Genomic DNA, 22,399 nt, shown 5'->3' on the forward strand with positions numbered 1-22,399 from the left:
ACCATAACCAGACTACATGCCAGCAATACCCATCAGGAAAAGAGCTGATTTCGGCGATGATCAACCAAGATCATTCCCAAGCCATTTTTGCCAGCTATTGCAGACCAATGCCTGCTGTTGGCTGAAATGAACGTCTGAAACGCGGCTGGGTAGCGCCTGCAAAGCAAGATGATGCAGTTCATCACGCATGGTAATATAAGCCTGCATCAAAGCCATCGCTTCCTGATCCTCCATAATATTATGGTTCGCCATCAATTCGAATATGCGCACATTATCAGACCAGCGTGTCAGACTGGCATTTTCGGCGGCATAGCGCAGAACCTGATACTGAGCAATAAATTCAATATCCGTTATCCCTCCCGGATCAGCTTTAATGTCAAACTGATCAGATTGATGGCTGCCCAAATGTCGGTGCATTTTCTCTCGCATCTCACGTACTTGCTGTCGCAGAAGATCAGGATCGCGAGGAAGACATAATGTTTCCCGGCGAATGCGTTCAAAATCATTACGCATCTTCTCATCACCAAACACCATACGTGCCCGAATCAACGCTTGGTGTTCCCAAGTCCATGCTTCATTTTTCTGGTAATCGTCAAAGGCTTCAAGAGTACTGACCAGCATCCCAGACTCACCGGATGGCCGCAGGCGGGCATCAACGTCATACAATATCCCCGACGCCGTTCGGGTACTGAATAAGTGAATGATGCGTTGGGCAAGGCGTAAATAAAATTGGCGGGCATCAATGGAACGAGCGCCATTCGTCACCACGCCCATTGGACAATCCAGCAAAAATACGAGGTCTAAATCAGAACTATAACCTAGTTCCCAACCCCCCAATTTTCCATACCCGATAATGGCAAAACCCAATCCCTGACGTTGCGACAAGTGAGCTGGGGCACCGTAGCGTTTTACCATCTGATTCCACGCTTGCTGCACAACAGCACCAATAATGGATTCAGCCAGATAAGTCAGGTGATCACTCACTTTCATCACTGGCAGAGCCCCTACAATGTCTTCTGCTGCAATCCGCAATAATTGAGATTGTTTGAATTGACGCAACGCCTCCAGCAATTGTTCCTCATCATCCTCAGGAATACGCAGCAGATATTGATAAAGCTCATCACGATAAGCTTCCATCGGTAATGGTTGATACAGTGATTTTGGATCGAGTAGTTCATCCAATAAAAGCGGATGATGAGTAAGCTGACTGGCAATCATCGGGGAAGCAGCGCATAAGCGGATAACATGAATCATGACCTGCTCTGATTCCAGCAGCAGTTCCAGATAAGTTGTTCGACTGACAATACTGAGCAATAAGGGGATAACCCTTTCCAAAACTGTGTTGGCATCTTTCCGCTCCCCAATTTTAGCCAACAGGCGCGGCATCAATTGGTCAAGCACATCCCTCCCTCGTGGGCCAATAGTGCGTTTACTGAAGTCCCGGCGGAAAATCGAAATTACATCAAGCATCTTCTGGGCTTCTGTCTCAGAAAGATGGGAAACCAATGACATGAGTTCATCTATATTCAGGACTTCCTGCCATAAGCTCTTAAAGGGCACATAGCTGGCTTCCTCACCATTTTCATCAGTTTCATCGCCAATCAGTTGCTGGAAAATCTTCCGCACCGCCTTCATCTTGCATTCGGTTTCGGCCATCAATTCACTCCAATCGGCAAAACCCATCCCCCAAGACAAGCGAGCACGATCTAATTCACTCTTCGGTAAAGTTTGCGTTTGTTGGTCATGAATCGATTGCAATAGGTTTTCAAGCCGGCGCAAGAATAAGTAACTCTCTTCAAGCTGCTTCACCTGTTCCGGCGGCAATAAAGACAAATCTTCAATCGCTTTTAATGTCAGCAGCAATGAGCAGGATTGCAGGCTTGGCTCTCTTCCCCCACGAATAAGCTGAAAGACTTGCGCGATAAACTCAATTTCACGTATCCCACCTGCACCCAGTTTAATATTATCTTTTAACCCACGGCGACGGACTTCCCGCTCAATCATGCCTTTCATATTGCGCAGGGATTGAATCACACTGAAATCGATATAGCGGCGGAAAACAAACGGTCGCAACATCTGGCGTAGTTCTTGACAATATTCCTGCTCGTCATGCCCCAGTATGCGCGCTTTCACCAGTGCATAGCGCTCCCAATCCCGCCCCTGTTCCTGATAGTAGTCTTCCAATGCTGAAAAACTGAAGACTAACGGCCCGCTATCGCCGAACGGGCGCAATCTCATATCAACACGGTAGACAAATCCATCTACAGTTTGTTGATCCAGTACTTTGATCAACTTTTGCCCCAAGCGGGTAAAAAACTGGGCATTATCCATTTCCCGACGTCCGCCTTGTGTTACGCCATTTTCTGGATAAGCAAAAATAAGATCGATATCAGAGGAAAAATTGAGTTCCCCTCCGCCCAATTTTCCCATCCCCAGAATCAACAAAGATTGGGCCATACCTTCATTATTGGTGGGCGTTCCCCAATCCTGGCAGCAACGCGGGTAAAGCCAGTCACGAGCCGCCAGGATCAAGGTTTCAGCCAGCATACTCAACTGCTGCAATGTCTGTTCTGTCGTACTGTGTCGCAATACCTGCAACCATGTAATCCTCACCAATATTCGGTGACGAAACAGACGCAAAACTCGCATCAAACCATTTTCATCATTTACCGTACATAACGTTTGAGCCAGCCAAGGAAAATAATGCTGCCACTCCTCCGGCTGGGGAGGATTTTGACGGATATCATCCAACCATTCAGGATGTGACAGTAAATTTTCTGCTACAAAATCACTCAATGACAGTAAGGCTTTTTCATCCAGCGTAAAGGATATTGCCGTTCCTTCCAGTGGTTGGATATTTGCAACAATATGCTGCAATTGTTGAGCTAAAGGTGGTGAGAGAGGCAACATAACTGGGTTTTCCTTAATTACCACATATTACCATTTAGTAGCGTAACAGAAAGAACTTACTGAGGTTGAGCCATCAAACACTGCGTTAACGCCAGCTTACATTGCAGCCATGAAGTGTTGTAACATACTGTTTCAGCATCTGCGCTGGCCGCCGTCAACGCCTGTTTTAATTCAGATAATAACTCAGGTAACAGGCCAAGTTCGGGTAAACTCTCAGGCCGCTTTTCAGTCAACAGCTGTACCCATTGAAAAACCTGTTCCAGTCCCACTTTACCTCCTGCCAGGCCCGCCAGCCATCCTTCTTCCTGCTCTTGCCATTGCACCAGAATTTCAGAGAGGATCGCAGACAATGGTTGCTGCCATTCCGGTTCATCAGGCACACTTGGCAATGCTTTATGCGACAGGCCATGCACAAGCGCATATCCCCGGGCCGCTTTACTTTTATCCGCCAAACGCAAGCCATTCTGGGATGCTAATTTATCTGCCAATGACAAAATATCGGTGACATTCCCGCTTATTAGCTCCAGCTCAAACTCACAAATGGGTAACGTCTGCGTTCCTGTAGGCTGATTTCCACAGAAGATAGCTCCCTGATCCAGCACCACTTCAATTTCACTTTGTCCGTAGGCTACAAGCCATTTTTCACGAGTAAAATCGGTACTGAATAATGCGGCCAATTGCGCCTGTAGGTGCGTAAGATTGATGTTTTCAGGCCAGATATGGGCAGGAAATTGAGCTAAGTCTAATTCAGGGTGGTGCAATGGGATATTAAATTCAGGGCGCCGATGCAATCCACCAATCACTTTACCTGCGGTTTTAATCGTCATCTCATATTGCCCGTCAAAACCACGGATGCGCAGTCCCATATCCCAACGCCGCAATTGGTTATCCGGCGTCTCAAAATAAATATTAGTCAGGTGCTGTGGTGAAGTATAGTGATGAGGAAACTGAAATAATTGCTGGCGAACTGCGGCTATCACATCAGGCTTAGCAGACAGTTTCAACTCTATTTCTACAGAACTAGAACTCATATTTTTTATTCCTCAGGTCACATAACAGAATTTTTTCTTAACCCTGTTCACACATTGTTTCGTAACATACTTTATTTCGTAACATATTTTGTTTTATAAAAAGTGCAAATAAGCCACAATAGAGCGTTATCTCAACAATCATCATACTTACTTCGCCAAAAAAACCCTAACAAGGTCTGTATTCGGCCAGTTGAGAAAGTTCTCATTCTGGTTTACTGATTGCACCCACAAACTTAACTCTTTACTATCCTTTGAGTAGTTTGAATCACAATTAGCCCATACACAAAAACAGTTGAACACAGAATGCAAAAACTACATCGATTATTTATCCTGTTACTGGGTTTTACGCTCCCATTATCCATACACGCTGAAGAAAAACGTTATGTTTCTGATGAGCTGTCAGCTTATATTCGTAGCGGGCCAAGCATTCAGAACCGTATCATCGGCTCACTGGATGCGGGTGAGGAAGTCACCTTGATCAGCCCAAAATCAGAGGGTGGATTCATACAGATAAAAGACCGTAAAGGACGCACAAGTTGGATACTATCAAATGAACTCAGCAATATTCCAAGCCTGCGTGAACGCATTCCTGCTATGGAACAGAAGATCAAAACGCTGACTGACAATCTGGAGAATATTGATGATACGTGGGATAAACGTACCGCAGAGTTGCAAAACAAAGTGGCTACCAGCGATAAGATCATCAATGACCTGAAAAAAGAGAATGCTCAACTCCAGAGCAAATTGACAGTAGCTGAGAAAAAGGTAGAAGTTGCTAACTTGCAACTGGATGATAAGCAAAGAGAAATTATTTTACAGTGGTTTATGTATGGTGGTGGTGTTGCGGGAATTGGCCTACTCCTGGGACTTATCCTGCCACATATGATCCCACGCCGTAAAAATAAAGATCGCTGGATGAGCTGATTTAAGGCTGATTTTAAGGAAAGAAGAGTGAAAATCTATTTGGTTGGCGGTGCAGTTCGCGATCAATTATTGGGGCTGCCCGTGACTGAAAGGGACTGGGTTGTTGTTGGTGGCAATCCAGAGAAACTCCTGTCACAAGGATATCAACAAGTCGGGAAAGATTTCCCCGTTTTCCTGCATCCTAAAACCCATGAAGAATACGCCCTTGCACGCACAGAAAGAAAATCAGGGCAGGGATATACCGGCTTTACCTGTTACGCGGCTCCCGATGTGACTTTAGAAGAAGATCTGCTGCGTCGTGATCTAACGATTAACGCCATTGCACAAACGCCAGAAGGCGAAATTATCGATCCCTGTCATGGCATCAATGATCTCAAAAATCGTACCTTGCGCCATGTCTCAGCCGCATTTTCAGAAGATCCCCTGCGTGTTCTGCGTTTGGCTCGTTTTACCGCCCGCTTTGCCCATTTAAGATTTTCAATCGCACCGGAAACGCAATCGCTCATCATAGAAATGGTAGCGAGTGGTGAATTGTCAGCATTGACCCCTGAACGAGTTTGGCGGGAAACAGAAAAAGCCCTCACATCACAATCACCACAAGTCTATTTTCAAGTTCTGCGTGATTGTGGTGCGCTGACAGTGCTTTTTCCAGAAATCGATAATTTGTTTACCGTTCCTGTACGGGAAAAAACGCACGATAAAGATCAACCTGATGCTGGGCTACACTCATTGCACGTCTTACAAATGTCCACTTACTTGAGCAAAGAGATCGACATTCGTTTCGCCGCACTATGTAGCCATATTGGAATCACTCAGGTAAAACAAATGTGCGAACGACTGCGCATTCCTAACTCAGCACGCGACTTAGCCGTGATTGTGACCCAATATCACCATTGGGTTCATACCGCAGAACAACTTTTGCCGGAAGAGCTACTGATCTTGTTTAATGCCATTGATGCTTGGCGTAAACCACAACGAATCGAGCAATTAATTATTTGCAGTGAAGCAGACAACCGTGGATACACAGCTCCAGAAATCTCGGCTTATCTGCAAGGAAATTATTTGCGCGAAGTGTTTACGATTGCCAGTCAGGTAAACGTTCAAGAAGTCATTGCCCGTGGGTTTCAGGGCGCGGAAATACGCACAGAGTTAGAACGTCAGCGACATATTGCCATCACAAACTGGAAACAGCGGTCGGTAAATTAATTTCTGGCGCCAAATACACGCGTCCCAAAACAGCCATAACGTTGGGACGCTTTTTGATATCATCATCGGAAGGATTTATCAGTTAACCTGCACTCCGCTCAATCACCACACCAACACTTTTTGCCTGTGCGACAGCACCCGGTTTACTCACTTTGATCTTCACCCAAGGTGAATGAAATTGATTCAGCAAAATATTTGCCACTTCTTCAGCTACCCGTTCGACCAACGCAAAACGCTGGCTTTCCACATGATGAATTATGGCTTTGCTGACCCTGGCATAATCCAGACAGTGTTCGACATTATCGCTGGAAGAAGCGCGTTTGTTATCCCATCCCATTTCGATATCGAACACTAATTTCTGTTTAATCGTTTGTTCCCAATCATAAACACCAATAGTGGTAATCACCGTTAATTCGTCAATAAATACGATATCCATCACTACCTTTTCCCCGTTTTTCTGTCCGCCAGATACCACTTCCGGCGAAATGTGCGTATTATCCCTTGTTAGACTTAATAAAACGACTCTTATTCATTGGAGATATCTTATGAGTGCAATCGCGCTTGGCATGATCATCTTCGCGTACTTATGTGGCTCTATATCCAGCGCGATATTGATATGCCGTTTGGCAAGGCTTCCCGACCCCCGTCAACATGGTTCCGGTAACCCTGGAGCAACAAATGTACTGCGCATTGGTGGTAAATGGGCTGCATTGGCAGTACTGATTTGTGATGTCCTCAAAGGGCTTATTCCGGTTTGGCTGGCATACAAACTCAGTATTCCGCCATTTTACTTAGGTGTTATCGCCATTGCTGCCTGTTTGGGGCATATTTATCCCATCTTCTTCCATTTCAAGGGGGGAAAAGGCGTAGCAACCGCTTTTGGTGCCATTGCTGCCATTGGCTGGGATCTAATGGGATTAGTCTCTGGTACATGGCTGCTGACTGTGCTGTTAAGCGGTTATTCCTCACTAGGTGCCATTGTCAGCGCACTGGTCGCTCCTTTCTACGTCTGGTGGTTCAAACCTGAATTCACTTTCCCTGTAGCAATGTTATCGTGCTTGGTTTTAGTACGCCACCACGATAATATCCAGCGTCTCTGGCGTGGGCAAGAAAGCCGTATCTGGCAGAAATTAAAAAAGAAACAGGAAATGACGGATAAAGAAAAAATTCAATCCACAACAGAACAACAAGACGACTGAATCCAAAAGCCCCTTATTGTAGGGGCTTTCTTGGCTAATATATACCTGTCGTCTTTCAAGTTGCAGCTTTGTTGGCTGCGCTCACTCACCCCGATCACATCCCCGACTAACGTCACGATTGCTTCTATCGTTATCATGATAAAATAGAAGATAGCATCAAATTAACCTGTAAAATCTATATTTATAACCATAAATATGACATAAACTTACCTTTGAAAACCATTATTGTTTTGTGAAAATGATTGTATTTCTTGAACCACTCATTATTTTTAACCTTAATAATACGCTAGATTTCTAGTGCAAAATACAAACTATCTGTGAAAGGGGGTTTTATGAAAGCACTTGTTTATCATGGAGCAGGTCAAAAACATTGGGAAGAAAAAGCATTGCCTCAAATTATTGAGTCAACTGATGCCATTGTCCGTATTATTAAAACGACTATCTGCGGAACAGATTTACATATCCTCAAAGGGGATGTTCCTACGGTAGATAAGGGCCGGGTTTTAGGCCATGAAGGTATAGGGATTGTTGAAAATATTGGGAAATCTGTCCGTAATATCAAAGTGGGCGATAAAGTCATTATTTCCTGTATTACAGTTTGTGGCAGTTGTAGTTATTGCAAGCGTCAGCTTTATTCACACTGTGAAGATGGTGGTTGGATCCTTGGACATAAAATTGATGGTACTCAAGCTGAGCAAGTACGCATTCCTCATGCTGATAACAGCTTACATCGTTTACCAGAAGGGATAAATGAAGACGCTGCATTGATGCTTAGTGATATCTTACCGACAGGTCTTGAAATCGGTGTCATCAACGGCAGAGTTCAGCCAGGTCACACTATTGCCTTGATTGGTGCTGGTCCAGTTGGCCTTTCTGCACTTCTGGCATCACAATTCTACTCTCCAGCACACATCATTATGATTGATACTGATGACAATCGTCTTCATGTCGCCCAACAGTTTGGGGCTAACACAATTATCAACCCAGCATGCCAAAATGTCGTGGCAGAGATTCAAAAAATCACTGATGGCATTGGGGTCGATGTCGCGATTGAATGTGTCGGGATACCTGCAACATTCAAAATCTGTCAGGATATCATCACTGCTGGTGGGTATATTGCTAACGTTGGTGTTCACGGAAAATCCGTTGAATTGCATCTGGAAGAACTTTGGATCAAAAACATCACCATTACTACCGGATTGGTGAACACAAGCAGCACACCGATGCTGCTTAAAAGTGTTCAATCCGGCAAAATTTCACCTGAAAAACTCGTGACGCATCGTTATCTATTGAGTGAAATTGAAACAGCTTATGAAGTCTTTAATAACGCCGCTCAGGAAAAAGCACTGAAAATTGTTTTAACATCAGAATAAGCCTATAACTCAAAGCAGGAAGGGGAAGTCTAATTACTTCTTCCTGCTAAAATAACAACGGTTACTGAACAAGGCTGAGCACCAAGCGGTAGTCAACCCAAGTCATTCAGTACATTTCTTATCATTTCTGCAATGCAGGAAGATCCGACAGCGGCCAGCGCGCTTTTACTGTAACACCCAATTCACCTGTGGTTCCGCCTTGTAAGCGGATCATGCCAGCCAGAGCAATCATCGCACCATTATCAGTACAGAATTCAGGACGGGCATAGAAGGCTTCGCCACCCAGTTTTACCATTAATTCCTGCATTTTTGTCCGCAATGTCCCGTTGGCACTCACACCCCCAGCCATCACCAGACGTTTAAACCCCGTCTGTTCCAACGCCCGTTTGCATTTAATCGCCAGCGTATCGACAACTGCATCTTCAAAGGCACGGGCAATATCCGCTTTGGTTTGCCCATCCTCAACACTATCATGGCCATGAATGTTATTACGGATGGTATTGGCAGCAAATGTTTTCAGACCAGAAAAACTGAAATCCAGCCCGGGGCGATCTGTCATTGGACGTGGGAAAATAAAACGTCCGGCTTTACCCTGCTGTGCCATACGGGAAAGTACCGGGCCTCCGGGGTAATCCAACCCAAGCAACTTTGCGGTCTTATCGAAAGCCTCACCCGCAGCATCGTCAATAGATTCCCCCAACAATTGGTATTCACCAATTCCCGTTACACTAATAAGCTGGGTATGACCGCCAGAAACCAACAAGGCAACAAAAGGGAACTCAGGGCTATTTTCTTCCAGCATCGGTGCCAATAAATGACCTTCCATATGATGTACGGGAATAGCCGGTACATTCCACGCGAACGCCAGTGAACGCCCAATAGTTGCCCCGACCAATAATGCACCAACCAAACCAGGCCCCGCAGTGTAAGCAACGGCATCGATATCTTTATTTGTCAGCCCCGCTTCTTTCAAAGCCGCCTGAATCAAGGGAACCGTTTTACGAATGTGGTCTCGCGATGCCAGTTCCGGCACAACACCGCCATAATCAGCATGCAGTTTTACCTGACTGTAAAGTTGATTGGCTAGCAGACCGGATCTGTCATCATAAATTGCGATTCCGGTTTCATCGCAGGACGTTTCTATACCTAAAACTCGCATTGTACTTTTCGTCTCGTCACTCTATCGTCACCATACTATTCATATTTCTTGGTGCACATGAATTCGTATATCGTATTCCCCTAAATCGGGCATAAGTGTACCACTATCCGTTTATAACCACTATTCACAACCTGTACTCGCCTCACTGAATGATGGCTTAACCGGACTATTTATAGGCTGGCTATTTTTCCTGTTTAGTCTATAATCAGTACCCTACTTGAATCTCCTGTGTGGTTAATGTTAATAGCGCTGGCGCAAGGCTGCTTGTTTTGTATACAAAAAGCATGTTATAGCCCGTTGCGCTATAGGTTTCAATTTTCCTCGGCACTTTACAAAGCCGTGTTCATTGAAGTAAAATTCCGCACCATTTTAAAGACGGCTGGCACTATCCCGCCAGCGACAAACCCGATTTCTATTGAGGTGAGAGGCACATGCCAGTAATTAAAGTACGTGAAAACGAGCCATTTGACGTAGCACTGCGTCGCTTTAAGCGTTCTTGCGAAAAAGCAGGCGTATTAGCAGAAGTTCGTCGTCGTGAATTCTATGAAAAACCAACGACTGAACGCAAACGCGCTAAAGCTTCTGCTGTTAAGCGTCATGCTAAAAAGCTAGCTCGTGAAAACGCACGCCGCACTCGTTTGTACTAATCCTTGCGGTCAATCCGCATAGTGGTTGTATTAACAAACTACTGCAATTAAAGGCCGTGCTTTCCCAGAGAAAGCGCGGCTTATTCTCGTTCATCAACAGGCGTAAAAGGGCTTATGGCTGGACGAATTCCACGCGCATTTATCAATGATTTATTAGCAAGAACCGATATCATTGATTTGATCGATGTCAAAGTGCCTCTCAAAAAGAAAGGCAAAAACCATCAAGCGTGCTGTCCTTTTCATAACGAAAAAACCCCTTCATTTACTGTTAATGGCGATAAACAGTTTTACCATTGCTTCGGCTGTGGAGCGCATGGCAATGCTATTGATTTTCTGATGAATTATGACAGGCTGGACTTTGTCGAATCCATTGAAGAACTGGCAGCAATGCACGGGCTGGAAGTGCCTTACGAAGCAGGCTCCGGCGGCGGTCAAATAGAACGCCACCAAAGGCAAAATCTTTATCAGTTGATGGAGAAACTAAACAGTTTCTATCAGCATTCACTGAATACACCCAATGCTCAGTCAGCCCGGCAATATCTGGCTCAACGTGGGCTTAGTGAAGAGGTCATTCAGCGTTTTTCCATTGGTTTCGCACCAGCGGGATGGGATAATGCCCTGAAACGCTTTGCCCATAACGTTGAAGATCGTAAACAGCTAAACGATGCAGGAATGCTGGTCACGAATGAGAATGGTCGGACTTATGACCGTTTCCGTGAACGTGTTATGTTCCCAATTCGAGATCGCCGTGGTCGAGTAGTTGCATTCGGGGGAAGAGTTCTGGGAGATGCACTTCCCAAGTACTTGAACTCACCGGAAACAGAAATTTTCCATAAAGGCCGGCAATTATACGGACTCTATGAAGCTCAACAAAACCACAATACGCTTTCAAGGCTATTGGTGGTTGAAGGTTACATGGATGTTGTTGCGCTGGCACAGTTTGACATTGACTATGCTGTGGCTTCGCTGGGAACGTCCACGACAGCCGAACACATTCAACTCCTTTTTCGGACAACGGATAGTGTTATCTGCTGTTACGATGGCGACCGTGCTGGCCGTGATGCCGCATGGAGGGCATTGGAAACCGCACTGCCCTATCTGAATGATGGACGGCAATTACGTTTTATGTTCTTGCCTGATGGCGAAGATCCAGATTCACTGGTTCGCAAAGAAGGCAGAGAGATTTTCGAACAGCGAATGGGAAAAGCATTGACCTTATCTGAATTTTTGTTCGAGTCTCTATTGCCACAAGTAGATTTGAGTACCCCAGAAGGTGCGACTAAACTCAGTTCGCTTGCAATGCCGCTGATTAGTCAGGTTCCCGGGGAAGCGTTGCGGCTCTATTTACTCCAAGAGATTGGAAGGTTACTAGGCATACCTGATACAACACAATTGGAACGATCTTTGGCAAAACTTGTCAAAAAAGATACCAATGCATATCAGGCGCTAAAACTGAAGCCAACAACAATGCGAATCCTTATCGCATTGTTGGTGCAAAATCCGCATTTAGCGACATTAGTTCCTTCATTACAGGGAATGTTTTCTGCTCAGATAGCGGGGTTACCGTTATTCATTGAGCTTGTCGACACGTGCCTTGCCCAACCGGGTTTAACAACCGGCCAGCTTTTGGAGCAGTATCGCGATAATAAATACGCAAAACAGCTTGAAAAACTCGCTGCATGGAACGATATACAAGTAGAAGAGATTGCTGAAAAAACTTTCAGTGATGCGTTGAACCATCTTTTCGCATCAGCACTTGATGAACGTTTTAATTTTCTGATTGCCAAAGGCAGAACTGAAGGCTTGACATCAGAAGAACGCGAAGAAGTCCGCTTAATTACGGAGTCTGGTGCGAGGAAATAATAATTTGCTTCAACAAGACTATATTAATTAACTCACTCAATACGTTTGCATGTGTAATATTTTTGATGCAAATACGCTTTGATAAAAATATAGCTTGATGAAACAAATTCTAAATCAAGATTAAGAACACTGATACAGAATTCACGGCTTAAGTGCCGCATTAGGTAGGGAGATAGCTCTACAATTGTCGCTATTGTGGGCTGCGGCAATACAATGAAAACGCCCCTAAATGTTATTGTTGGCATATTTGTTTCGCCGACCGAACACCAACCAATACTCTGAAGTGTGGATACCGTCTTATGGAGCAAAACCCGCAGTCACAGCTAAAGCTACTTGTCACCCGAGGTAAGGAGCAAGGCTATCTGACCTATGCTGAGGTCAATGACCATCTGCCGGAAGATATCGTCGATTCTGATCAGATAGAAGATATCATCCAAATGATCAATGACATGGGCATCCAGGTAATGGAAGAAGCACCTGATGCTGATGATCTCATGTTGGCAGAAAACACAAACGACACCGATGAAGACGCGGCGGAAGCGGCTGCGCAAGTGTTATCCAGTGTCGAGTCAGAAATCGGCCGTACCACCGATCCAGTTCGTATGTACATGCGTGAAATGGGCACGGTGGAGCTACTGACTCGTGAAGGTGAGATTGACATTGCAAAGCGCATTGAAGATGGCATCAACCAAGTACAGTGCTCTGTTGCTGAATACCCAGAAGCAATCACCTACCTGCTGGAACAGTACGACCGCGTCGAAGCTGGCGAGAGCCGTCTGTCCGATTTGATCACAGGTTTCGTTGATCCGAATGCAGAAGAAGATCTCGCACCAACAGCCACTCATGTCGGCTCAGAACTTCCTCAGGAAGAGCTTAACGACGATGAAGAAGATGACGAAGAGCGTGAAGATGATTCTGATACTGAAGATGATAACAGCATCGACCCAGAATTGGCTCGCCAGAAATTTCAGGAATTGCGCACACAGTATGAAATTACTCGTCAGGTAATCAAAAATTACGGGCGTGACAATCCAAATACCGCAGCAGAAATATTAACCCTGTCTGAGGTATTCAAACAGTTCCGTTTGGTGCCAAAACAATTTGATTATCTGGTCAACAATATGCGTTCCATGATGGATCGCGTACGTCTTCAAGAGCGCCAAATCATGAAGATGTGTGTTGAGCAGTGCAAGATGCCGAAGAAAAACTTCATTACTCTGTTCTCTGGCAATGAAACTTCTGACACATGGTTCACCGCTGCAAAAGCAATGAACAAGCCATGGTCTGATAAGTTGCAGGAAATTGAAGAAGAAGTAATGCGTAGCTTGCAGAAGTTACACCAGATCGAAGAAGAAACTGGCCTGACTATTGAACAGGTCAAAGATATCAACCGTCGTATGTCAATCGGTGAAGCGAAAGCCCGCCGAGCGAAGAAAGAGATGGTTGAGGCCAACTTGCGTCTGGTTATTTCGATTGCAAAGAAATATACCAACCGTGGCCTGCAATTCCTTGATTTGATCCAAGAAGGTAATATTGGTCTGATGAAAGCAGTTGATAAATTTGAATACCGTCGTGGTTACAAATTCTCAACTTACGCAACATGGTGGATCCGTCAGGCAATTACCCGTTCTATCGCTGATCAGGCGCGTACCATCCGTATCCCGGTACATATGATTGAAACTATCAACAAACTCAATCGTATTTCCCGTCAGATGTTGCAGGAAATGGGTCGTGAGCCTTCACCGGAAGAACTGGCAGAACGTATGATGATGCCAGAAGATAAGATCCGCAAGGTACTGAAAATCGCCAAAGAACCTATCTCAATGGAAACACCAGTCGGTGATGATGAAGACTCACATCTGGGCGATTTCATTGAGGATACGACTCTCGAACTGCCGCTGGATTCTGCAACTTCAGAAAGCCTGCGTTCTGCAACTCATGACGTGCTGGCTGGCCTGACCGCGCGTGAAGCTAAAGTTCTGCGTATGCGTTTTGGCATCGATATGAACACTGACCATACACTGGAAGAAGTGGGTAAACAATTTGATGTAACCCGCGAACGTATTCGTCAGATCGAAGCGAAAGCCCTGCGTAAACTGCGTCACCCAAGCCGTTCTGAAGTACTGCGCAGCTTCCTTGACGACTAATCAACGAATTTGCTGATAAATCAGAAAGCGTCTGTTTCAACAGACGCTTTCTGCTTATTCTTTATTACTATTACTCGCGGATAAATCCCTGATATTCAAATAATGTCTTAAACCCGATACGCCGATATAACTCATTACCATCACGAGAGGCATCTAAATAACAGGCAATCGCACCATCCCGCCTGGCTTCATTCAACACATAATTGATCAGAGCAGAAGCATATCCTTTTCTCTGCTGCTCCACCAGCGTACCAATATCATCAAAACGAACAATATTACCCAGCCATGATAAAGTTAAGGCACAAACAGGCTGACCATCGACATACAAGGCATAATGTTGCAGAGATTTCCCCGCCTCCAACGCCGCCTGATGGCATTTCTGGTACTGTCCTGAGAGTATATTACCCGTTTCAAACGCACTCCCTACTGGCGTAGCCCAATCATTCAAACAATGATCAACACACCGAACGTCATATTCCGCAGCCGATAAATCGTTTGGCTGCCAACTCAGCAAATCGAGCTGCATACCAGTGGTTATACCATCAACATCGAATACAAACCCAGCCTGCTGGATAACCTCTAAAGTTTGATGATTCGGCGCTACAGTATAAATCGCAAACGGAACGATAGTTTTCTCATCCAGAAACCGAATACCTTTTTGTAAATCCTCTGCGATTTGGGCATGGTTATCTATAACCAATAAAAAGTTTAATACGTGAGCTTCAACACCTGTTATATAGGCACGAACATCATCGCTGATATGCTGATTCATTTTGCTGATAGATGAGTAAAAATGATCTTCAATTTGATGATGAGCAAAAGTAGCCACCGACAAATGATATTTGTTCATATTAACTCCAAAGGTATTTTTATAGAAAGTAATAAAAGTACTGAAAATCAATCTAGAAAATAAAGTCTCATCAATAAGCTTTTGTTGACGCAAGCATGACCAAAGTACATTAAACAATCAGAAACTTTTATTGAAAAAATGACCAGCATCACTAAAAGGGAGATCAGATTACTATCAATTGATTGAAATACGTTAAAAGATACTGATTATTGTATATAAAATGCGCATATGAATTTTGAGGACTAGACCTAATACCAAACTGTACCGTATAATCCTCCTACTTCGCTGGCCCCTTAGCTCAGTGGTTAGAGCAGGCGACTCATAATCGCTTGGTCGCTGGTTCAAGTCCAGCAGGGGCCACCAAATTTTAGCTGTTAAATCAGCACATTAAGCCACTTTTTAATAAGTGGCTTTTTTGTTTTTTATAGTCAGTGGCGACAAAATGGCGACAGGTTTTTCTAGCATCTTCCATCTCAATTCTTTTATTGATTATTTTTAGCCCAACTGAACCAAACGGAAAAATCTTTTCGGCTAGTAAGAATATATTTACTGATTCAATTGATTTCAGTTTTTCAATGGCCGCAAGACCGTGCTGTTACTATGTTCTGAAATTTTCCTTAGCCTGTCTTCGTGATCTTATTTCTTACGTAAAATATAATTTTCCTTTTATTATCATTGTATTATGATTTTCCCCGTGATCCTCTTTTGATCCAAAAACTGAAATCCCCTGAAAATCTTTTCACACTTTTCAATTTGCGGTTTCTCTCACGCCGCCTGTGCTGGTGCGCTCTGGCGGTTCCCTTTGTCGGATTTTAAAACTGAAATAATTTTTTGATCCAAAACGTGCAGGCGGGTGCGGTGTAGTCCGTTTTACGTCGGGTTTACTTTTATTTCGTGGGGATTGCGCAGCCTGAGCGCGACGCAGGGACGCGATCCAAGTTAAACGCAGAGACTCTATACGTTAATAGGTGAATAGTTTATAGGGCGTCTGATTGCGCTTGATGAGAGCATGAAAAAGGCCACGGTTTACGCAGCCTTTTGATAGGTGATCATCGTTATAGGATGGACACGGTTAATTGATGCCCGATTGCTGTTGCTGCCTTAGCGACCGTATCAATCTTGGTCGAATGGTGTAAATCAAAGAGGCGGGTGACTTCCTGCTTTTTCACCCCCATACGCTGGGCTAACTCCGTTTGCGTTAATCGGGAATCAACAAACGCATTCAGCATCAGCACCTTTGACGCCACGCTTAAGGGGACATCGACATAATCATTACCTTGCCCCACAGGGCTTGGTGATGGGATTTTTTTGCTATCTTCGAAATAGAATTCGAAGGACGTTATTAGCGCATCAAGTGCCATCTCCAGCGCTTCTTCCCGTGTCTCCCCTTGCGTTAAGGCTTCGGGGATATCCGGGAACGAGACGAAATAACCGCCTTCTTCGACTGGCTCTAGTATTACTGGATATCTCATCATTTTTTATGGTGAAGCTGCGCGAGAACCCGCCCCTAAAGAGGCGGGTTTTTATTACAATCCTAATTGCTTAATGATTGCTTTCCTTAGTGGCTCTTTTATCTCATGGCTGGGATGCCTTGGCATGACACTGTACTTCCCCTTGTATCTCAGTTTCAGATGGTTTGTTCCGTTTGAAACTTCGACGCCCTGAGCTTCCAGCCATCGCCTAAACTCGCTTTGCTTCACCACTCCTCCATTCTGTTGAACATGCGATCATAGTAAACATTTATGATTACTATGTCAACGTTTTTGTTTACAAAAAAGGAGAAGATAAAAATAAACCCCGCCGGAGCAGGGTTACTTTGACTACGACAAAAAAATCAACTGGTGAGGCTGATTTTTTGTTTTTACTTTTGATGAGTTCGTCTTTCGCTGTGCTATTTACGAGATTGGTAGCCTCGACGATAGCGCGTTACTCTTCAACTAACATCATCAGTCTAATGTCTCTGCATAAAATATCAATCTTGGTATAGCGTAAAAACCTTACCCAATCACTGGCGAATATTTCTGTTTCAGCCCATCCGATTTATCAGCCGTGTTCCTTATCGCGCTGGCGTTCTCCGGTGTGCCTGTGTTGTGATGGGTATGGGCGGCGGTCAGTTCGGCCAACTCCTTGACTACGCCAAGGGTGTCTAGCATCAATTGCATGACGTTGATTTGCTGGCTGCCCACCCAGACCACGGGCGCAACGATTTCTTGTTTGACTCCGGCGATGCTCTGGCGAAGCAGGCCGATTTTTTCTATCAGCGTCTGGCCGACGTCGATATTCGCGTCTTTCCCCACACTGGCGACCAGATTTGAGGAGGCCGCCAGACTGTAATCGCCGTCAGCGATATGCTGGATAGCCCCCGCCAGTAAGGCAGATGTTCCCAAGACGGTAACTTTATCCGTAGCCTGTATGGTGGTTTCCCGTGCCACTACGGTGCGCTTTTCTGTATCAGCCTTAACTTCGCGGTGCAGGGACGATTCATTAATGGTCTGGTCTGTCTGCCTTATCCAACTACCTTCCTGCGTGACGCGCTGCGACACTTCCGCCCGCTGCTGCTGCAACTGTTCACCGGGCTTGATATCGGGCAGCGTGTTGCCCTGACTCAGAGTCTGGCGGATAAACGGCTTGTCCGGTCGGCCGCCCTCGAAAGCCATCTCAACGATTGTGCCAATGGGCGGATACTGGAACATCCCCGATTCCCCGCCTGCCATCGGCAACGGCAGCGGGACAGCCTGATACACAGGCGCGGCGGCGTCTTTGCCATTATCATCCAGCAACTGCACATCAACGGCATAGCGCGGCCTGAAGGGATCGGAGATATCACCGCTGGCCGTATTTTCCGTGTGTGCCTCAATACGGGCGAATTGGGGCAAGTGCAGCCCGGCCGATAATTCGGGGTAAGCGGCATCAATCTGACGCTGGGCGGGGGTTTTGTTCTCCTGCTGGCCTTTGGGCAGCCATGTGATGGCCATGTTTTCATTGGTCAGGTTGACCTTGCTCAGCCGCTGCTGATTGACCACCACGCCGGGGCGCAAAGATTGGATCATGGGAATCGTCATCGCATTGCCTGCCGAGTGACGCTGACTAAATTCATTGGGGATGTCGACAGGCTTTCCGGCAAACAGTGAATGCACCCAACTGCCCAGATACACCGAGCCATCCGGCAACTGCTGCCAGATATAGTCCTCAATGTCGAAGACCTGCCCCAGATTCGCCAGCAACTGATAACCCGTGCCATTGTGGGTGTAATGCGGGACAGGTTTATCGGTATAAGGTGCCTCCGGTAAGATGAACGTCAGCCCGCTGTGTTCCTGCAACCAATCCACAATTTGACGCAAGGTCGGATGCTGAAAGGAGCACGGCCATTGACGGTCAAACACGCCGACCAGCTCACGCACAAACAGGCGTTGGTATCCGTTCTGGGCAGGCTGCGCACGCTCCACATAGCCCGTAAACCAGCGTAATATTAAATCGGTGTAACCGACATCCAGCCGCACCAGTTTTCCGGTGTAATCGGTGGTAGTCTCTGCCGTAATAAACCCCCGGCCACAGGCGGACAATTCCAGCATGAGATTGGCATCCACCACATGGATCTCATCACTGGACAAATAAAGCCGGTTAATCGGTTTCATTCTTTTACTGACCCCAATCTGTCATTTATTGGTTTAAGCCATTCCCGTTCAAACCAACTGAGTTTTTCATCCCCTTCGGCTAAAGACTCTCCCGGCTTCGTCGTTTGTTTTTTCGCGTTAACCTGCCCCATTGAACGGGCATCGCGTTTCTCCGACACCGATAAATGTTCCCGTAAGGTAAAAGTCACCTGCCATGCCTGCTTACCGTCTACCTTGCTGGCGTCAATCGTGCCCGTGAATGTCCCGATACGAAAATTGATGGCCTGTGCGGTCAGGTTGGCAACCCGGTAGCGTTTCAACTGACCATTTTCTTTGGCTTCCGCCAGTGCAAACAAGCGCGAGAAAGTTTTCTGTTCGGTAAAGGGAATAATGCCCGTGATGCGCAGCTCTTTCGGCTTGATGCCCTGTTCGGCGACTGCCGTACTGGAAGACTGCCCGCTCTGGTCTTGATCCTGAAACATGACCGAGGGGGTCACGGTCAGGCTTTTTAACGGGATGGCCTCGCCATCAAGGGCGAGGGTGATAATCTGGCTCATGCGATAGCATCCTTTCCAGTGGGCTAATGTCATCCGCGACAAATAGCGTGCCTAATGTATAAACCGCATCCGGCTCCGGGATGCCCTTGCGCATTTTCTCGGCCAACAGTGCACCGTTACCTGTTCCGCTAAATGCCCAGACGGCGGCGGTGTTTCCCATTGCGCCATTCAGGGCATCACCGACCTGCTGCAAGGCGTTCTGCCTTGCCGTGGTAAACCCGTTTAACTGTGATTTTAACCCCGCCAAGCTGCTGCCTGCGCTGGCTTGGGCTTTGGCCTGTGCAATCAGGTGTGCATTGGCGGTCAAACGGCTACTTGCCGTTGACAATGGCTGCGGCAACGGCAACACCGATGAAAATTGCGTGAGGTGCTGCATAAATTCAGTGTGGGTCTTGGCGCAGACCATCAGCACAAGGGCATTCAGGTGACCTGCGCCTGTCAACTTATTCGACAGGTAATGAAGGGCATTGGCCGGGCTTAAGTAACTGCCACTGTCCGCCTGCTGCCCGACCCCGTAGAGAAACGGGTGTACGGGTACGATGCTGGCCGACAGCCCCGACAACGCCGGGGACAGTTGCAGGGTTTTACGCTGCCACATTCGGCTGTTCCGGCCAAGAGACATTGGTTGTTGCTGAAATCGTTAATCGGTTTAAGGCCACTAAATATTTTTTCCATGCCAGCAACACCTGTTTCTCATTCTCCGTGGCTAATTCAATATCAATCGCATACTGCAATGGCCTGATATTTTCTTCTGCCTGCTGACGCAACTGAGTACGTTGTTTTTCCATCAATTCAATTTTTTTTGCTTTTTGAGCCGCAGTGTCCGTTACCCATTTTGTACCGTTCCATACATCAAACTCGGTTTTCGGTTTCAGAAGGGTTAACTCCGGTGTCAACTGCCCAATCTGCTGAATAATTTTCGCTTCTCTGGTACTCACATGGTAAACCGTTTTACCCCGATAATCAGAAATATGAACCCATGATTTACCATCTCTGCTACGACAAACGGCAATATCTTTTGATTCTGGCAACTCGGGTTTATCCAAGTAGGCTCCCGCCGATAAGCTAACGCCAATCAGAGTACGTTCCATATCCGCACAGAGATATTCCCCTGTTTCTGTATTCGCCCGATAGACCATAACCCAACCGTTAGAGGTTGCAAATCCACGCTCATTGAATTCTGCTGTTTTAATATTTGTTGTGTATTTCATTATGCTGCTCTCACGATATATAAAAAAGCGATGTTACGAGGACGGGTTTCGTTTCCTCCTGCACGACTAGACACTTGCTCCGTACCGTATGTTTGAACACGACTTTCCCCGCCCAGACTGTCACCACCATAATGACCGCCAACGGTGTGATTATGTGACCTGAATTCGTCCGCCTGCCACGATAAGGCAATGCGTCCTGGGTCAATACCACGGGCATTATCCAAGCCCCGGATAAACTCACCGCGCAAATCAGGCAATACACCCGAGGGATAAGCTTGCGCCAATCGAGGACATGTTGATTTATCAAAAGATTGTCCCTTGCATTCCAGATAGCCTGTGGGGGGATTGGGTAACGGCCACGGAATCGGTGAGCCAACCGGAATATTGTCATACAACAGATCAAATCCCTGTTTACTGTAAATAAACCAATTTCCCAACACAGGAGAACCGGGGAATGCCTGCCGGACTGCAATTTCACCACTATGCGCGGTATATCGTTGAGAGATTAATTCTCCTTCACGGTATACTTCAAGCACACCAAAGTCATACAACGCCTGACCAGTTGTATACCGTGGGAAATCCGCAACAGAATCAGCATGTGCACCAAAAACATGATAAATCCCTGTCGCAACACAATCGGAAAATCGACCGCCACTATGCAACTGACCTGCATGTGACTTAGGTTGGTATTTTTCATCCGATACAAATTTAGAATATGAACCAATATCATCGGCAGACGGTTTCTGAGCGGACGAGTAGATCGTACACCAACCTAACCAATCATTTCCAGAAGACCATGATTGCCGTACAACCACTTGACCCATGTGAGAAGTGTATCGTTGAGAAATCACACCGGAAGCATTATTCACCTCAAGAATACCATATCCGTATAAGTGTTCTGTTGATGAGACTATCGGGAAATCAGAAACTGTCGCCTGATGGGGGACTGCTACTCGGTAAAACCCTGTCGATAAACAATCCTGAAATTTTCCCCCGTTACCCAATTGTCCCAGTTGATTATTATTTATCGCCCCAACATCAGCCGCATTCAAACTAATATCATTTATCAACGTTTTTCCGTTAACCATCCGACTATGAGGAACAGCATTTTGTGCTTTATCTCTCGTGTCTGATAAGCCAAGATTATTAATAAAGATATTTTTATCGGGAATATCTGCGCCATTCTGGCTCTTTGCCAACTTATCGTTCATGATGACATTGAACCGTTGATTAAGTTCCGTAATATCACGGTCACTCAATGATCCCTTGATACGCAAATCCATCACATCGCCATTAGCGTCAATGCTGGCAACCGCAAAGACATAATGCGGATACCCTGCCGCATCGATGTAGTTTTGCAATTCATTGGCAACGGTAATTTTCACCACGGTTTTCCACTGACTCACCAGATTGCCCTGATAGCTAAAGTCGGCATACACACGGGTATTACGCATCGCGTTCAGTGTCTGGTCAAATTCCAACACCCCACGCAGCCCGCCCACATAGGCCAGCCCTTTTTTCACAAGGTACTGTTCGCCCTGACGTACTACGGCAAAGCCCTCTTCAAAAAAAGCCGCCTCCCCGTAGCTGTCGGTATTAATCAGGCGCTGCATGTCATCCATGCCCGACAAACGCGCGGTAAAGTCAATCTGCCATGTTTCCGCGGTTGTGGTGATGGCGGTTTCTTTCGCGGCACCGTCAAATTCCA

Annotated in this window: 19 protein-coding genes and 1 tRNA gene; 8 read left to right on the forward strand and 12 right to left on the reverse strand. The window is 46.0% G+C overall.

The genetic code is table 11. The features are described 5' to 3' along the window. Positions 1-60: 60 nt before the first annotated feature. Both glnE and AACQ81_RS04640 read right to left on the reverse strand, forming a co-directional pair. On the reverse strand, positions 61-2,910 hold the full coding sequence (gene glnE / locus AACQ81_RS04635) for a bifunctional [glutamate--ammonia ligase]-adenylyl-L-tyrosine phosphorylase/[glutamate--ammonia-ligase] adenylyltransferase (RefSeq protein WP_237386496.1): 2,850 nt from the start codon (positions 2,908-2,910) through the stop codon (positions 61-63). A 56-nt stretch (positions 2,911-2,966) separates the two neighbouring features. Beyond that, complete coding sequence (locus AACQ81_RS04640) at positions 2,967-3,941, reverse strand: CYTH domain-containing protein (protein ID WP_237386497.1); 975 nt, start codon at positions 3,939-3,941, stop codon at positions 2,967-2,969. A 303-nt stretch (positions 3,942-4,244) separates the two neighbouring features. On the opposite strand from AACQ81_RS04640, the gene AACQ81_RS04645 reads away from it, so the two are divergent. Next, positions 4,245-4,865, forward strand: coding sequence for a TIGR04211 family SH3 domain-containing protein (locus AACQ81_RS04645; RefSeq protein ID WP_237386498.1), 621 nt, complete (start codon positions 4,245-4,247; stop codon positions 4,863-4,865). A 27-nt stretch (positions 4,866-4,892) separates the two neighbouring features. Next, positions 4,893-6,071: a multifunctional CCA addition/repair protein gene (locus tag AACQ81_RS04650; RefSeq protein ID WP_237386499.1), complete on the forward strand. Its 1,179-nt coding sequence runs from the start codon at positions 4,893-4,895 to the stop codon at positions 6,069-6,071. 82 nt (positions 6,072-6,153) lie between these two features. On the opposite strand, the gene folB is transcribed toward AACQ81_RS04650, so the two are convergent. After that, positions 6,154-6,507 carry a bifunctional dihydroneopterin aldolase/7,8-dihydroneopterin epimerase gene (gene folB, locus AACQ81_RS04655; protein ID WP_237386515.1) on the reverse strand — a complete coding sequence of 118 codons (354 nt, stop codon included), beginning with the start codon at positions 6,505-6,507 and terminating at the stop codon, positions 6,154-6,156. Positions 6,508-6,616: 109 nt separating this feature from the next. Here folB and plsY point away from each other — a divergent pair, with 109 nt between their 5' ends. Together plsY and AACQ81_RS04665 are read left to right on the forward strand one after the other, a co-directional pair. Then, the gene (plsY, locus tag AACQ81_RS04660; protein ID WP_237386500.1) at positions 6,617-7,270 is read left to right on the forward strand and encodes a glycerol-3-phosphate 1-O-acyltransferase PlsY; all 654 of its coding nucleotides are present in this window, start codon (positions 6,617-6,619) and stop codon (positions 7,268-7,270) included. 332 nt (positions 7,271-7,602) lie between these two features. Beyond that, positions 7,603-8,643, forward strand: a complete 1,041-nt coding sequence (locus AACQ81_RS04665) for a zinc-dependent alcohol dehydrogenase family protein (RefSeq protein WP_237386501.1) — start codon at positions 7,603-7,605, stop codon at positions 8,641-8,643. Positions 8,644-8,764: 121 nt separating this feature from the next. Here the strand turns inward: AACQ81_RS04665 and tsaD are convergent, their stop codons facing one another. Then, positions 8,765-9,802: a tRNA (adenosine(37)-N6)-threonylcarbamoyltransferase complex transferase subunit TsaD gene (gene tsaD, locus AACQ81_RS04670; RefSeq protein WP_237386502.1), complete on the reverse strand. Its 1,038-nt coding sequence runs from the start codon at positions 9,800-9,802 to the stop codon at positions 8,765-8,767. A gap of 431 nt (positions 9,803-10,233) precedes the next feature. On the opposite strand from tsaD, the gene rpsU reads away from it, so the two are divergent. The 3 genes from rpsU (at position 10,234) to rpoD (ending at position 14,459) form a co-directional block, all read left to right on the forward strand. Next, positions 10,234-10,449, forward strand: a complete 216-nt coding sequence (rpsU, locus tag AACQ81_RS04675) for a 30S ribosomal protein S21 (RefSeq protein WP_001144069.1) — start codon at positions 10,234-10,236, stop codon at positions 10,447-10,449. 114 nt (positions 10,450-10,563) lie between these two features. Next, positions 10,564-12,312 (forward strand): DNA primase, encoded by a 1,749-nt coding sequence (gene dnaG / locus AACQ81_RS04680; protein WP_237386503.1) that lies wholly within the window; start codon positions 10,564-10,566, stop codon positions 12,310-12,312. Between the two features lie 299 nt (positions 12,313-12,611). After that, positions 12,612-14,459 carry an RNA polymerase sigma factor RpoD gene (gene rpoD, locus AACQ81_RS04685; RefSeq protein ID WP_237386504.1) on the forward strand — a complete coding sequence of 616 codons (1,848 nt, stop codon included), beginning with the start codon at positions 12,612-12,614 and terminating at the stop codon, positions 14,457-14,459. Positions 14,460-14,529: 70 nt separating this feature from the next. Here rpoD and AACQ81_RS04690 read toward each other — a convergent pair whose 3' ends face one another. Further along, positions 14,530-15,309 carry a GNAT family N-acetyltransferase gene (locus AACQ81_RS04690; RefSeq protein ID WP_237386505.1) on the reverse strand — a complete coding sequence of 260 codons (780 nt, stop codon included), beginning with the start codon at positions 15,307-15,309 and terminating at the stop codon, positions 14,530-14,532. A gap of 287 nt (positions 15,310-15,596) precedes the next feature. Here AACQ81_RS04690 and AACQ81_RS04695 point away from each other — a divergent pair. Continuing rightward, positions 15,597-15,672 (forward strand) — tRNA-Ile (locus AACQ81_RS04695). A 692-nt stretch (positions 15,673-16,364) separates the two neighbouring features. Here the strand turns inward: AACQ81_RS04695 and AACQ81_RS04700 are convergent. The 7 genes from AACQ81_RS04700 to AACQ81_RS04730 all read right to left on the reverse strand — a co-directional run. Further along, the gene (locus AACQ81_RS04700; RefSeq protein ID WP_237386516.1) at positions 16,365-16,781 is read right to left on the reverse strand and encodes a type II toxin-antitoxin system HicB family antitoxin; all 417 of its coding nucleotides are present in this window, start codon (positions 16,779-16,781) and stop codon (positions 16,365-16,367) included. A gap of 54 nt (positions 16,782-16,835) precedes the next feature. Then, a complete protein-coding gene (locus AACQ81_RS04705) occupies positions 16,836-17,009 on the reverse strand; it encodes a type II toxin-antitoxin system HicA family toxin (RefSeq protein ID WP_237386506.1) in 174 nt (57 codons plus the stop codon). Positions 17,010-17,306: 297 nt separating this feature from the next. Further along, complete coding sequence (locus AACQ81_RS04710) at positions 17,307-18,944, reverse strand: phage baseplate assembly protein V (RefSeq protein ID WP_237386507.1); 1,638 nt, start codon at positions 18,942-18,944, stop codon at positions 17,307-17,309. Next, complete coding sequence (locus AACQ81_RS04715) at positions 18,941-19,480, reverse strand: baseplate complex protein (RefSeq protein ID WP_237386508.1); 540 nt, start codon at positions 19,478-19,480, stop codon at positions 18,941-18,943. Before AACQ81_RS04715 ends, AACQ81_RS04710 begins: the two co-directional genes overlap by 4 nt. Continuing rightward, positions 19,452-20,102 carry a hypothetical protein gene (locus AACQ81_RS04720; RefSeq protein WP_237386509.1) on the reverse strand — a complete coding sequence of 217 codons (651 nt, stop codon included), beginning with the start codon at positions 20,100-20,102 and terminating at the stop codon, positions 19,452-19,454. Before AACQ81_RS04720 ends, AACQ81_RS04715 begins: the two co-directional genes overlap by 29 nt. After that, complete coding sequence (locus AACQ81_RS04725) at positions 20,065-20,691, reverse strand: tail fiber assembly protein (protein ID WP_237386510.1); 627 nt, start codon at positions 20,689-20,691, stop codon at positions 20,065-20,067. The genes AACQ81_RS04720 and AACQ81_RS04725 overlap by 38 nt, the downstream gene beginning before the upstream one ends. Then, the coding region (locus AACQ81_RS04730) for a phage tail protein (protein ID WP_237386511.1) at positions 20,691-22,399 on the reverse strand (1,709 nt) is incomplete at its 5' end. The genes AACQ81_RS04725 and AACQ81_RS04730, both read right to left, overlap by 1 nt.

The sequence above is a fragment of the Xenorhabdus sp. Sc-CR9 genome (assembly GCF_963897815.1).
Taxonomy (GTDB): domain Bacteria; phylum Pseudomonadota; class Gammaproteobacteria; order Enterobacterales; family Enterobacteriaceae; genus Xenorhabdus.

Bases quoted from the DNA above. Each gene is read 5' to 3' on its own strand.
- tsaD (WP_237386502.1), bottom strand. From the start codon at position 9,802: ATGCGAGTTTTAGGTATAGAAACGTCCTGCGATGAAACCGGAATCGCA.
- AACQ81_RS04690 (WP_237386505.1), bottom strand. From the start codon at position 15,309: ATGAACAAATATCATTTGTCGGTGGCTACTTTTGCTCATCATCAAATT.
- AACQ81_RS04700 (WP_237386516.1), bottom strand. From the start codon at position 16,781: ATGAGATATCCAGTAATACTAGAGCCAGTCGAAGAAGGCGGTTATTTC.
- glnE (WP_237386496.1), bottom strand. From the start codon at position 2,910: ATGTTGCCTCTCTCACCACCTTTAGCTCAACAATTGCAGCATATTGTT.
- AACQ81_RS04640 (WP_237386497.1), bottom strand. From the start codon at position 3,941: ATGAGTTCTAGTTCTGTAGAAATAGAGTTGAAACTGTCTGCTAAGCCT.
- rpoD (WP_237386504.1), top strand. From the start codon at position 12,612: ATGGAGCAAAACCCGCAGTCACAGCTAAAGCTACTTGTCACCCGAGGT.
- AACQ81_RS04715 (WP_237386508.1), bottom strand. From the start codon at position 19,480: ATGAGCCAGATTATCACCCTCGCCCTTGATGGCGAGGCCATCCCGTTA.
- dnaG (WP_237386503.1), top strand. From the start codon at position 10,564: ATGGCTGGACGAATTCCACGCGCATTTATCAATGATTTATTAGCAAGA.
- AACQ81_RS04720 (WP_237386509.1), bottom strand. From the start codon at position 20,102: ATGTCTCTTGGCCGGAACAGCCGAATGTGGCAGCGTAAAACCCTGCAA.
- AACQ81_RS04710 (WP_237386507.1), bottom strand. From the start codon at position 18,944: ATGAAACCGATTAACCGGCTTTATTTGTCCAGTGATGAGATCCATGTG.
- AACQ81_RS04645 (WP_237386498.1), top strand. From the start codon at position 4,245: ATGCAAAAACTACATCGATTATTTATCCTGTTACTGGGTTTTACGCTC.
- rpsU (WP_001144069.1), top strand. From the start codon at position 10,234: ATGCCAGTAATTAAAGTACGTGAAAACGAGCCATTTGACGTAGCACTG.
- AACQ81_RS04665 (WP_237386501.1), top strand. From the start codon at position 7,603: ATGAAAGCACTTGTTTATCATGGAGCAGGTCAAAAACATTGGGAAGAA.
- folB (WP_237386515.1), bottom strand. From the start codon at position 6,507: ATGGATATCGTATTTATTGACGAATTAACGGTGATTACCACTATTGGT.
- plsY (WP_237386500.1), top strand. From the start codon at position 6,617: ATGAGTGCAATCGCGCTTGGCATGATCATCTTCGCGTACTTATGTGGC.
- AACQ81_RS04725 (WP_237386510.1), bottom strand. From the start codon at position 20,691: ATGAAATACACAACAAATATTAAAACAGCAGAATTCAATGAGCGTGGA.